Origin of the sequence: Litchfieldella anticariensis FP35 = DSM 16096 (assembly GCF_000409775.1) — a bacterium.
Classification (GTDB): Bacteria; Pseudomonadota; Gammaproteobacteria; order Pseudomonadales; family Halomonadaceae; genus Litchfieldella; species Litchfieldella anticariensis.
Genome location: NZ_KE332377.1, coordinates 964,073 through 975,776, shown reverse-complemented (window position 1 = coordinate 975,776; position 11,704 = coordinate 964,073). Strand labels below are relative to the sequence as shown.

Here is an 11,704-nt window from a genome sequence, read left to right as displayed (position 1 = left end):
AAGGAATGCGCACGGCCGGCGACGGAAGAGTGTGCCTACCTGGTCGGCTTACATGTGACGGCTGAAGCGGCCGTGTCCGGCTTCGCGCATCAGACGGTCGAATTCCCGTCCGCTCATGTGAACCAATGTCTCGTGGTCGCCGGCTTCGAAGTAGATATCCGACTGATCACGTAGTTCATCATCAACGAACACCTGCAGACCATAGGCCTGGCCTACGGGCGTCAAGGCGCCAGGGTCACAGTCGTCGAAACTGCGCCGGATATCATCTTCCGAAGCCAGTTCAACGCGCTCGTGGAGCATGTTCGACAGCATGCCCAAATCCGCTTCGCAACTACCGGGTAGTACAGCGATCCGGTAACCGGAGTCACCATGCAGCAGTACTGCCTTGGCCAGTTGGTTGCCAGTGATATGCGCTTGCTGGGCAATACGATTAGCGGTCACTTCGCGGGGGTGCTTGACCTCTTCGTAGTCGATATCTTGCGACCTGAGGTACTCCCGCGTCGTCATTGCCATGGCCATGACTCGACCTCCTGCGGCCATAAGGGCCGATCTGGTTTGCATCAGGCGTCCTTGCTGCTCTTTCCATCGCTTGGGCAGCGCCCATCGCTTATCCATAATGATAGTTGGACTGCGTAGTCGATGCTGCCTGATTGTGGCCTGAGGGTGGCTCATGTATTGGCGACCTGCAATACGGGCGAAGGCGGTCGGCAGAGAGTGTGACGCTCGGGCTGCAAATACGGTCGGAGAATGGGCTCCATACCTTTCAGCACCTGGACCGGCAGGGCCGAAGTGAAGCGGAAGTCATCCGACTGACTGCCAGCTACATAGGCAGTAAGCGTGCCGAAATGCCTTTCACCCAGGTAGAACACGAAGGTAGCCGTGCGATTGCGCGCGCGGGAATCGATGACATGTCCGGAACGCGTGACGGTTTCGATGCGGTTGTCACCGGTGCCGGTCTTGCCTCCCAGCGTCAGGGGGGTGCCGTCCTCCAGGGTGAAACTACCTTGCAGTCGTCGAGCGGTGCCGCCATCCACGACCTGCGACAGCGCTTCACGGAGTACGGCGGCTACCTCCGGAGCCATCACGCGTTCGCCTTGTGAGGGAGCGGAGACGAAGCGAGTTTCGTAAGGCGTATTGGCGGCGAAGTGCAAGGCATCTATGCGTTGTGTGGGGAGGCGTACGCCATCGTTGAGTATGATGCCCATCAGCTCGGCGAGGGCTGCCGGGCGGTCACCGGAGCTGCCAATGGCCGTGGCCAGGGAGGGCACCAGATGCTCGAAGGGATAGCCCAGGCGTTGCCAGCGTTGGTGGATTTCCAGAAAGGCTTCGACTTCGAGCATGGTGCGGATACGAATGTCTCGTGCACTGCGGTGGCGTGTCCTGAACAGCCAGCCGTAAACCTCTTGGCGCTCTTCCCGGCTGGCGCTGGCGGCTTCGTGGAAGTTGGCATCGGGGTGTTGGAGCAGGTAACCGAGCAGCCATAGTTCCAGGGGGTGGACTCGGGCGATGTAGCCTTGGTCGGAGAGATCGTAAGCGCCGGGCCCGTAGCCGTGGTAAAGCTCGTCGATGCGTTTATCGCTGAGCCCCTCCCCGGGCAGGCGCTCACGGAGGAATGCCGCGAAAGTCTCGCGATCGACTTCCGGCATCAGGTAGCGGTGCACCGCAGCAAGGCGGGCCGATGTGGTTTTCAGACCATCGAGGAAAAGGTCGAGGCGCTCCGGGTTTTCCTTGCCTTGATACTTGCGCCAGAAGCGCAGCAAGAAGACCCGCCCTTCACGGTCGGCGAAACGGCGCAGGTACTCCACACGGCGAGGATCCTTGTCATCCTCGAGCAGTTGGGTGCGATTGCCGTTCTGGTAGATCGTGTAGCGCACCAGATCGCGCAGCACGCGCACGAACGGCAGGTTGATCGATTCGCGCAGCGCCTCGTTGAGTGTTGGGTTACGGCCGTTGTCTTCACGACGGAAATTGCTGAAGGTATGGCGTCCGCCTCCAGTGAAGAAGGCTTCATGGGGGCTTGCCGAGTAACGGCGCTCCATAGCGGCCTGCAGCATGGTGGACAGATCGTGACTCGGGTTGTTGATCAGGTAATCCACTGCCCAGCGGCTGAGGATGTCATGACTGTCGATGTCGATCTGGCGCAATGCCTCGGTTGATTCTGCGGCATAACGCTGGTGCAACTCGGCGATCACTTCCAGATAAGTGGAAAGTACCCGTAGTTTGGCGGTTGAGCCTAGCTCCAGCTTACTGCCTTCGTTGATATCGAACGGCTGGTTGGTATTGTCGGTCTGTATTCGAACCTGGAAGCCTTCGTCACCACGTTCGAATAGCGTAAAGCTGTAGCGTACTTCACCGGTCTTTTCGGGGGACAGCAGACGCTCGCCGAACAGCCCGATTTCACTGGCGAATTCGGGATCGGCCAGGCGCTCCAGGTAGGCAGTCACTTGTCGCTGCAGATCGCCATGCAGGGTGGTGCTGGCCGCAAGGTCGAGCCGGTCGAGATCGTAATAAGAAAGTCCTAGCAGGCTGGCGAGGCGGCTGCGTGCGACTTGGATGCCTTTGTCGCTTTCGATGTGAATGCGTGCAGGGTCCTGGGGGAAGTAGCGAAAAACGAGAGCCTGTGAAAGGGCAGCGTTGCGTAGGTGGGTATTGATGACGCCTGCCTCGTTCAGCAAGCGGAGATAGCTGTCGGTGAGGCGTTCCAGCGACTGGCGGCCTTGCGACAGGTAATAGGATGGACGCCGCTGGGCAATCATCAGCGATACCACCTGCCTTAGCGCCAAGCCTTGTGCTGCTGTTGCGTTGCCATCGTTGAAGGCGGGGACCAGCAAGCGATTGACGCTGTCAAAGTCGGCACCGTACCAGACCCATAGTCCGTCCCCGATGCCATGGACTTCTCCATAGCCTGGTGCTGCCGAAAGTGGAACGGTATTGAGGTAGTCCAGGGCCACGTCGCGGCGTGCCGTCAGCGTTTCCGGGCCCTGCTGGTAGCTACGTACGCTTGCCGACACCATTTGGCGAAGTTTTTCCATCGCCGAATACGTCAAGCCATCGGGAGAGTGGCGATATTTTTCCATCTGAGTCGCCAGGGTGCTGCCGCCGGCGGATTGTTCTTGTACGTCCAATGCCTTGCCGACTTGGGACATGGCGGCTTTGGCGAAACGTGGCCAATCCACCGCAGGATTGGCAAACGGGTAGGTATCGTCGAGCAGTTCGCGATTTTCGATGAACAGCAGAGTTTGCAGTACCAAGGGTGGAATCGCATCGAAGTGCGGATAATGACGCTGCGGATGGCGGAATTGGTAGAGCGGTTCACCGCGACACTCGTCAATGGTCAACCCGGCCCACGTCTTTTCCGAATAGGGAACGAAGAAGCCGCGTTGAGCATAATCGAGCAGCGACGGGGAAAAGTGTGCTTGATGTTCAACGAGGTAGCCGCGGTGTGTGAGCCGACTCTGCAACTCAGGGAGTTGTGTATAGCCAAGGCGCGTGTCGAAGGGGCCGTGTTGTGGGAATACGATACGGTTGCTGAGGCCCGGTTCGAGCGAGAACGTCAAGGTGCTGGCGTAGCGTGAAAGTTCCTTGGCTTGCAGACGGGACGTGCGTGCCTCGGCCACTAGCAGGGAAGATACGATAGCGGCTAGTGACAACAGCACCCAGGGTACAACGGCTTTCAACCGCCGGTGGGGTTTGGCACGAGCCGGAACAGGCGGTTGAGGGCGATCTGCTTGCTGCGCTGAAAGCTCGGCACTCTGGTGCGTTGGATACTCAAATGAGCCCATTTCTCCCACCCTCCAGCGCGGTCTTGCTATATGACTGCCAAGGAGGCACTGAGTGGAAACCGGTGAGGCTTGCTTCAGTGTTCCCACTAAGGCCGCTCGTCGGTTTATTCAGTGCTTCCTTAATTCATAGTAGCCGGGTAGTACCAAAAGAGAGAGTGGGCCAGAAAAATTTCTTTACACGATTGAGTGTTTATTGACGCCAGTCACTTGGGCGATCCAGTCGTTGAGATTGTAGTAGTTGGTGACGCGAGTCACCTTGCCGTCATGGATCTCGAAAAAAGCACCCGCGGGCAGTTCGTAGGTCTGTCCCTCGGCTTCGGGCAGGCCCTCGTCAGTGACCAGGTATTCGCCGTGGACCACGAATTCGGCGGCGCCACGGCTGCCGTCGTCGTTGACCATGATCACCATGTCGCTCAGCCGTTCGCGGTAGCAGCGGTTCATATGGGCCATGAAGTCAGCGAAGGCTGCCTTGCCAACCTGGCGTTCGCCTTGGTTGATGTCATGTACTACCTCGTCATCCAGCAGAGCGAGAAAGGTATCCATGTCGCCAGCGTTGAAAGCCGCGTAATAGGCTTGAATCAGATCGTGAGAGGTCATTGCATCACCTTCGTTACGTGGATTGACCTCATGATAAGGCAGAACCAGTAAATGGGGCTTGCCCCGTTGCGGCGTTGAAATCCTCGGAGGCGCCTGTTGGCAAAGGGCATTCAGCTACGCTGATATGAGAATTCCCAAGATGATAAGAGGAGGCCCCACATGAGTGAAGCGCTCGTGGCCCAAAAGGGGCCCTACGCCGTCAAGGTCGAAACCGGAAAACGCTATACCTGGTGTGCCTGTGGGCGTAGTGAGGGCCAGCCATACTGCGATGGCACCCATAAGACCACCGACCTCAGGCCAGTGGTCTACCAGGCGGAAAAGGATACCACTGTGTATTTTTGCGGCTGCAAGCAGACCTCGACGCCGCCGTTATGCGATGGCACCCATAACACCCTCTAGGCATAATCTCGTCCTGATTGACTCTGGGCAGGATACGCCTGACCACTTGGGTCAAGAGCAGGTCATGATGATGTTCTGGCGACGCGCTCGGTTGGCCTCTGCGTTGATGTTGTGTCTTGCTTTGTCTACTGCCTCCGTGGCGACTCAGACACCACATGGATGGCGTGCTGAATTGCAGAAGCGCCTGGAAGCTATCGAGGCCGATTTTCCCGGCGAGCTGGGGGTATATGTGAAGGATCTGGGAAGCGGCGCTGGCGGGCGTCGGAGCAGCGGTTGCCGCATCCGGTGTGTTGGAGTGGTACATTCACTGATGAGCGGCGTTTGACCGTACAGAGCAGGAGTTCCAAGGAGAGGAATGTGAAAGGATTTCGCGGAAGGCCGTCCACCATCGGGAGGTGGAAAATGGGGCTGGGAGCATGGTTGGTCCTGTTTTTCTTCGTCGCTTATCTGGCCATGGCGATCTATCAGTCCTTCAAACCATTGCCGCCGGGGCTGAGTACGGCTACGCCGCTACGCAAAGCTGATGACATCGTCTTTCTCGCCGACATGACCTATCGGAAGTCCTCAGGGACATCCCAGGTCGACCAGCAGATATTTGACGAGGTGTTAAGGATTGTCGGTCAAGCCGAACGTCTGGTAGTGCTCGACATGTTCCTGTTCAATGATTTTGCCGGAGCGGCGGATGGCGATGGTTTTCGCCTGCTTTCCGCAGAGTTGACCCAGGCTCTGATTCGTCGCAAGCAGGCCCGGCCGTCACTGACCGCGGTGGTCATCAGTGATCCTCTCAACACTCTTTATGGTGGTATTGAGCTTGCGCATTTCCAGGCCCTGCGCGAGGCAGGGGTGAACGTGATATCGACTGACCTGACCCAGTTACGTGCCTCCAACCCCATGTGGTCGGGCTTTTGGCATTTATGCTGCCGTTGGCTAGGCAATTCGAACACCGGTGGGTGGCTGCCCAATGCCTTGGGACCAGGCAAGGTCACCCTACGCAGCTACTTGAGCCTGCTTAACTTCAATGCCAACCACCGCAAGACCTTGGTGGCGGACAGCGGCAACAGTTGGGTAGGGTTGGTGACCTCAGCCAATCCTCACGATGCCAGTAGTCGCCACGGTAATGTGGCGCTGCGCTTCGCAGGGCCAGTGGCTCTGGACTTGCTGGGAACCGAGCGTGCCGTGGCGGCCATGTCCAGTGCCGATATCGCGTTTCCTCAGCCGGATGCCATGCCGGGAATGGTAGCTGTCGCCAATGGAAAACCAGCCCGCTTGCAGGTGTTGACCGAGGCCAGAATCCGCGATGCATTGCTGGCGGCGGTGAATGGCAGTAAAGCAGGAGACCGTCTGGATATCGCCATCTTTTACTTTTCTCATCGCTCGCTGGTCGAGGCCTTGATCGAGGCTCACCATCGTGGTGTGGCGATTCGGGTTTTGCTTGACCCTAACAAGGATGCTTTTGGGTTAGAAAAGAACGGCATCCCCAATCGCCAGGTTGCCCATGAACTCCACCAGGTTGGCATCCCCGTGCGCTGGTGCGTGACCCAGGGCGAGCAGTGCCATAGCAAGCTGCTATTGAGAATGCCCGCCGATGGAGAATCCGAGCTGATCCTCGGCTCAGCCAATTTCACTCGGCGTAATCTGGACGATCTCAATCTGGAGACGTCGGTACGCTTGCTTGCCGAGCGGCAAACCCCGGCCATTCAGGATGCTATGGCGTTTTTCGAGCGCCGCTGGAATAACGTGGGTGAGAGTCAGGCTAGTGTCGATTACTCAGTGTTCGCTGACGACTCCCGCTGGCGCTATTGGCAGTATCGGCTCATGGAAGCCTCGGGCCTATCGACGTTCTGAAGAGTCACTCAACCGCCGCTCTTGGCTACGCTTAGGGTGAGTTGACCATGCTTGCGGTGAGTCGTGGGAGGGCTAACGATGAACGAAGAAACCTTCAATCTCAGTATTCGGAAGTTCTTGAAACAGGTTGGCGTCAGTTCCCAGCGCGAAATCGAGCAAGCCGTGGACAGAGCCATTGAGGAAGGGGCCATCGATGGGACGGAGTCCTTCCCTGCCACCATGACCCTGACAATCGGTGGACTTGATCTGACCGTCGAATTCGAAGGAGAAATCCGGCTCGAATAGTGATTGCGGCTGGCCCCCTCGACACAGGGCGCCGAAGGGGGATCACTCCGGATCCAGCAGTCGTGGCCCCGGCCCCTCTTCGGACAGCTCATCCCAAGGGTTGCGTAGCGGGCAGTCGTCAAGCGACAAGCAGCCACAGCCGATGCATCCACTGAGCTGGTTGCGTAGCTTGGTCAATCGCTCGATCCGATCATCCAGCTCTGCTTTCCATTGAGCTGATAGGTGGCGCCAATCCTCGGAGTTTGGGGTGCGTCCATCGGGGAGCGTATGTAGCGCCTCGCGGATCGACGCCAGGGGAATGCCAGTGCGCTGGGCAACCTTGATGATGGCCACGCGACGCAGTACGTCACGGGTATAGCGGCGTTGATTGCCGGCGTTGCGACGGCTCTTGATCAACCCTTTGGTCTCGTAGAAGTGGATGGCGGACACGGCGAGTCCACTACGCTTTGCCACTTCGCCTACACTGAGTTCCTTATGGAGACAACTTGGTGTGACTTTCGTCATGGTATCGTACCTCCTCTTGACCTCAAGTTAACCTTAGGTTTTACGCTAAGGATCTTCCTTAAACAACCTTCATGGATCAAGAAGCAATGACCAGCAATCTCGAAGCTCCCCTGCGACGCGCCGAGCGCGATGCCGAGCGGGTGGTGGCACCACCAATCGTGTCGGTGGAGAACCTTTCCAAGACCTACGCTTCCGGTTTCCAGGCACTGAAGCACATCGATCTGGAGATCCGGCGTGGCGAGATCTTTGCACTGCTCGGCCCCAATGGGGCGGGCAAGACGACCTTGATCAGCATCATCTGTGGGTTGGTCAATGCCAGCGAGGGTAGGGTGTTGGCGGATGGCTTCGATATCGAGCGTGACTACCGGGAAGCGCGCTCGCGTATCGGCCTGGTGCCTCAGGAATTGACCAATGAAGCCTTCGAAACGGTGTGGGCCACGGTCAGTTTCAGCCGTGGCCTGTTCGGCAAGCCGCCCAATCCCGAGCATATCGAACGTGTGCTCAAGTCGTTGGCGCTGTGGGACAAACGCAACAATAAGCTGATCACTCTCTCGGGCGGTATGAAACGGCGCGTGTTGATCGCCAAGGCGCTGTCTCACGAGCCTCGGATCCTGTTTCTCGACGAGCCCACCGCTGGCGTGGATGTAGAGCTACGACGCGAGATGTGGGAAGTGGTGCGCGGACTACGCGACAGCGGTGTGACCATCATACTCACCACTCACTACATAGAAGAGGCCGAGGAGATGGCTGACCGCATTGGGGTGATCAACAATGGCGAGATCGTTCTGGTGGAGGAAAAGCGGGAACTGATGCGCAAGCTGGGCAGCAAGCAGTTGACGCTGCACCTTCTGCATCCGCTCGGAGAGATTCCCGAAGCGCTGATAGCCTACCATCTGGAGTTGGCGGCCGATGGCAAGGAGTTGATATATCACTATGATGCCAGTCTCGCCCTCGACTGTGAGAGTGGCGATGATGCGTCGGGGATCACCGCCTTGTTGGGGGATCTCGATGCAGCGGGTATTCATTTCAAGGACCTCCACACCAAGCAAAGTTCGCTGGAGGAAATCTTCGTCAGTCTGGTGAGAGGGCGCCAATGAATTTCTATTCGGTCCGTGCGATCTATACCTTCGAAATGGCGCGAACGGCGCGCACACTGCTGCAAAGCATCGTCTCACCGGTGATTTCGACCTCGCTGTATTTCGTGGTCTTTGGCGCGGCAATCGGGTCGCGCATCACCGAGATCGAAGGCGTCAGCTATGGGGCTTTCATCGTGCCGGGGCTGATCATGTTGATGCTGCTCACTCAGAGCGTGTCCAATGCTTCCTTCGGCATCTTTTTCCCCAAGTTCTCAGGCACGATCTACGAGCTGTTGTCGGCACCTGTGTCGTCATTCGAGATCGTCTTGGGGTATGTCGGTGCTGCGGCAACCAAGTCGATCCTGTTGGGCCTGATCATCTTGGCGACGGCCGGCTTCTTCGTGCCACTTCAGATCGCCCATCCGTTCTGGATGTTGCTGTTCCTGGTGCTTACCGCAGTGACCTTCAGCCTGTTGGGTTTCATCATCGGCATCTGGGCGGATGGTTTCGAGAAGCTGCAACTGGTGCCGTTACTGATCATTACGCCTCTGACCTTTCTGGGTGGCAGCTTCTATGCCATCGACATGCTGCCGCCATTCTGGCAAGGCGTGACGCTGTTCAATCCGGTGGTATATCTGGTCAGCGGTTTCCGCTGGAGCTTCTACGGCATCAGTGACGTGAGCCTGGGGGCCAGCTTGACCATGATTCTGCTGTTTCTGGCGTTGAGCCTGGCGGTGGTTAGTTGGATTTTCAAGACCGGCTATCGGATCAAGCCCTGAGGTATATGGAAGCATATTCCGTAATGCATAGGGATATGAGTCACCCAAAGCAGATTATTGAAGGCCATTGAACAAAGGATTTTGTAAGAAATTGCCGACAAACTCTGTAAGACATATTAGACAATTGCTGTTTTGCAGTTCCCTTCCCGTGCCTATTCTCGTAGCTTAGCGCTCCGAGCATGACGACAGGGAAGTCGTCATGTCGTCTCCAGGGATGGTGCTCACCGTTGGGTGTTGGCCAGTCGCGTCAAGCTACCTGCATCCGCATTACCCAATGTCAGCGGGCTAGTGCATGGTATGGCAGCGCAACCATCCCCACAGCAAAAAAACAAAACGATGACGCAAGGGACAATGCATGAGTCACGAAATACGCCACGGACCGCTGAGCGAGATGGGGCCGGCCTGCGAACCCAAGATGCTGTTCGTGCAGGTGCTGGGCAAGCAGCACCCGGCGGGGCATGAGTTCGTCCTGCTCGATGGCTATCGCGGCACCGAGCTCGACGAACCGGCCAAGGAAGCGTTGGAAGACTTCTCGAATCCCACGAGCGTGCTGCACAAATGGCGCTGGAAAGGCACGCGGCCTGCCGACATCCAGCTCGAGATCGCCACCGAACAGGGCGAACCGATCCGCCTGCCGTTGTTCGAGAACCTCTGGGAAACCCCGCGTCAGCAGCGCTACCAGCACTATGTCATCCAGCCTGTCATGCCCATGGCACTATGGCGGTCGCTGGCGCCGCAGTCGACCTGGGACACCGACGGCCGGGCCCACACACTGCCCCTGCGCCCAGGCTATCTGTACCTGTTCTACCGCGACAGGCTGTGGCGCGAGATCGAGGTGCGCGCCAATGCCGATACTGGCCAGCTCGAGTTCCGTGATATCGACCTGGCCGCTCACCGCGACGGCGACGGGTGCTACCGCGACGATCGACGCCCCGCCGTCAGTGTAGCGTTGCAAGAGGTGTGGATTCCGCGTCCCGGTAGCGACCGGGGCGTCAATTCCCGGGTTGGCCACAACCCCTGCATGGCCTATTCCGAGGTGCAGTGGTCGGCGGCGCGCCTGAACTATCTGCAAGCCGATGCATGGGCCCGTCAGACACGCTGCCAGCGTCTCCATTTGCTCGGTGCCAACCACATTGCCACCTCGGGGCAGTTATACCCCCTGGCTGACGAACCGCAGCGTCTGCGCGAATGGTTTGCTGAGCTGGAGGTGGCCAATCCCGCCGCCATCACACGCGACCTGGCCGGCCAGCACCTCACCCAGCTCTATAGTCAAGCCACCCAGGAACTCGAGCGCTTCGAGGCGGATGGTGGCAGTGCGCGTGCTGCTGCCAACACGGCCTTACAAGCGCTCACCGACGAGGGGGACGAGTCGTCGTTTTATCGGCAGGCCATGGTGCGCGCCCAGATACTGGACGAGCGTCTGGCGAGCGAGGAGCAGGCCGGACAGCCCCACGACCTCTGGCAAGGGCTCGACGCCGCCCAGGACTGCCTGGCCGATGCCCGAGCGCGCGAGATTCCCGCGCTGCTGCTCGATGATCCCCTGTTCGACCTGCGTCATGCCTTGAGCGGCTGTCAGGCCAGTGAGCGCTACCTGCTTGGCATCCCACGCCGGGCCGCGCGCGACTCGCGCTTCGAGAGTGCGGCGCTGGTCAACCGCACGCTATTGGCCAGCCACGACACGGCGGGGGAGGCCAACCCTCTGCACCGCTTCGTCGACGACGACAACCTGGACCTCAATGACTCGGGCGACCTGGCCTTCGTGTTGTGCCAGGCCCAGCGTGAGGTGGCGCACGACCAGCATGCCGCCTACCAGCAGCGCTTGTCCGACTTGCTTAGTGATCGCGAGGTCCAGGCTGTTCTGGCCGACCTGTTCAGCCTCGAAGGCCATGACTACCTGGGAGCGTTCTCCCTGGCGGCGGACCTGCTCGCCGCCCTTGGCAAGTCTGGCACACAGCTCGACCAGCTCGCCACCGAGCGTCAGGATCGCCCTACGCCAGCCCAGCGCCTGTTGGTGCGTTGTTTGAGCGATGGCAGCGGCCATCCGCTGCACGCCATGTTGTTTCCCAGCGACGAGGCCACGCCGCTCGCCGCACCGTTGACACTGCCCGAGGAGGAAGAGAGCAACCCCGGTGACGGGCGCCTGCGCCTCAAGGCCATGGCCCGGCAGGCCGAGTTGGAGCTGCCCACCGACGCCGACGACCTGCAACTCATCGACACGCCTCAGCTTGCCATGCTGGTGGGCCCCGAGGGCCTGCCCGTCGTCCCCGATCTCAAGCGCTGGGCCGGAGCCGTCGATACGGTACTGGGCAAGCTGGGCCAACAGGCGACGCTGATGCTGAACGGGGTCGTGGACCAGACCACGGCGCTGACGCTCTTTCCCCCGGTGGTGCGCCTGGCCCGCGCCGGGCTGCCCGACCTGCTCGTCGGCGTGCATGCC

General features: G+C 59.1%; 11 protein-coding genes. 7 read left to right on the top strand and 4 right to left on the bottom strand.

Annotated features, from left to right (window positions below):
- Positions 1-48 precede the first annotated feature (48 nt).
- The 3 genes from L861_RS04600 to L861_RS04590 all read right to left on the bottom strand — a co-directional run bounded on the left by L861_RS04600 (position 49) and on the right by L861_RS04590 (position 4,379).
- A complete protein-coding gene (locus L861_RS04600; RefSeq protein ID WP_016415395.1) occupies positions 49-519 on the bottom strand; it encodes an aminoacyl-tRNA deacylase in 471 nt (156 codons plus the stop codon).
- A 149-nt stretch (positions 520-668) separates the two neighbouring features.
- Positions 669-3,782, bottom strand: a complete 3,114-nt coding sequence (locus L861_RS04595) for a transglycosylase domain-containing protein (protein WP_016415394.1) — start codon at positions 3,780-3,782, stop codon at positions 669-671.
- Positions 3,783-3,956: 174 nt separating this feature from the next.
- Entirely contained in the window at positions 3,957-4,379 is a 423-nt protein-coding gene (locus L861_RS04590) for a nuclear transport factor 2 family protein (protein WP_016415393.1), read from the bottom strand.
- 159 nt (positions 4,380-4,538) lie between these two features.
- Here L861_RS04590 and L861_RS04585 point away from each other — a divergent pair, with 159 nt between their 5' ends.
- From L861_RS04585 to L861_RS04570, 4 genes are all read left to right on the top strand, one after another.
- Entirely contained in the window at positions 4,539-4,778 is a 240-nt protein-coding gene (locus L861_RS04585; protein WP_016415392.1) for a CDGSH iron-sulfur domain-containing protein, read from the top strand.
- 64 nt (positions 4,779-4,842) lie between these two features.
- Positions 4,843-5,103, top strand: a complete 261-nt coding sequence (locus L861_RS04580) for a hypothetical protein (RefSeq protein WP_016415391.1) — start codon at positions 4,843-4,845, stop codon at positions 5,101-5,103.
- A 77-nt stretch (positions 5,104-5,180) separates the two neighbouring features.
- Positions 5,181-6,623: a phospholipase D family protein gene (locus L861_RS04575; RefSeq protein ID WP_016415390.1), complete on the top strand. Its 1,443-nt coding sequence runs from the start codon at positions 5,181-5,183 to the stop codon at positions 6,621-6,623.
- Positions 6,624-6,701: 78 nt separating this feature from the next.
- On the top strand, positions 6,702-6,908 hold the full coding sequence (locus tag L861_RS04570) for a DUF6494 family protein (protein WP_016415389.1): 207 nt from the start codon (positions 6,702-6,704) through the stop codon (positions 6,906-6,908).
- A gap of 42 nt (positions 6,909-6,950) precedes the next feature.
- Here L861_RS04570 and soxR read toward each other — a convergent pair whose 3' ends face one another.
- On the bottom strand, positions 6,951-7,412 hold the full coding sequence (gene soxR, locus L861_RS04565) for a redox-sensitive transcriptional activator SoxR (RefSeq protein ID WP_016415388.1): 462 nt from the start codon (positions 7,410-7,412) through the stop codon (positions 6,951-6,953).
- Positions 7,413-7,498: 86 nt separating this feature from the next.
- Here soxR and L861_RS04560 point away from each other — a divergent pair, with 86 nt between their 5' ends.
- The 3 genes from L861_RS04560 to L861_RS04550 all read left to right on the top strand — a co-directional run.
- On the top strand, positions 7,499-8,509 hold the full coding sequence (locus L861_RS04560) for an ABC transporter ATP-binding protein (protein WP_081645792.1): 1,011 nt from the start codon (positions 7,499-7,501) through the stop codon (positions 8,507-8,509).
- Positions 8,506-9,267 (top strand): ABC transporter permease, encoded by a 762-nt coding sequence (locus L861_RS04555; protein ID WP_016415386.1) that lies wholly within the window; start codon positions 8,506-8,508, stop codon positions 9,265-9,267. The genes L861_RS04560 and L861_RS04555 overlap by 4 nt, the downstream gene beginning before the upstream one ends.
- Before the next feature lie 355 nt (positions 9,268-9,622).
- On the top strand, positions 9,623-11,704 hold a 2,082-nt coding region (locus L861_RS04550), incomplete at its 3' end, for a toxin VasX (protein WP_016415385.1).

What these genes read in the sequence shown, in the direction of transcription:
- L861_RS04600 (WP_016415395.1), bottom strand. Translation starts at nt 519, where the DNA reads ATGGCCATGGCAATGACGACGCGGGAGTACCTCAGGTCGCAAGATATC.
- L861_RS04580 (WP_016415391.1), top strand. Translation starts at nt 4,843, where the DNA reads ATGATGATGTTCTGGCGACGCGCTCGGTTGGCCTCTGCGTTGATGTTG.
- soxR (WP_016415388.1), bottom strand. Translation starts at nt 7,412, where the DNA reads ATGACGAAAGTCACACCAAGTTGTCTCCATAAGGAACTCAGTGTAGGC.
- L861_RS04595 (WP_016415394.1), bottom strand. Translation starts at nt 3,782, where the DNA reads ATGGGCTCATTTGAGTATCCAACGCACCAGAGTGCCGAGCTTTCAGCG.
- L861_RS04555 (WP_016415386.1), top strand. Translation starts at nt 8,506, where the DNA reads ATGAATTTCTATTCGGTCCGTGCGATCTATACCTTCGAAATGGCGCGA.
- L861_RS04570 (WP_016415389.1), top strand. Translation starts at nt 6,702, where the DNA reads ATGAACGAAGAAACCTTCAATCTCAGTATTCGGAAGTTCTTGAAACAG.
- L861_RS04560 (WP_081645792.1), top strand. Translation starts at nt 7,499, where the DNA reads ATGACCAGCAATCTCGAAGCTCCCCTGCGACGCGCCGAGCGCGATGCC.
- L861_RS04575 (WP_016415390.1), top strand. Translation starts at nt 5,181, where the DNA reads ATGGGGCTGGGAGCATGGTTGGTCCTGTTTTTCTTCGTCGCTTATCTG.
- L861_RS04585 (WP_016415392.1), top strand. Translation starts at nt 4,539, where the DNA reads ATGAGTGAAGCGCTCGTGGCCCAAAAGGGGCCCTACGCCGTCAAGGTC.
- L861_RS04590 (WP_016415393.1), bottom strand. Translation starts at nt 4,379, where the DNA reads ATGACCTCTCACGATCTGATTCAAGCCTATTACGCGGCTTTCAACGCT.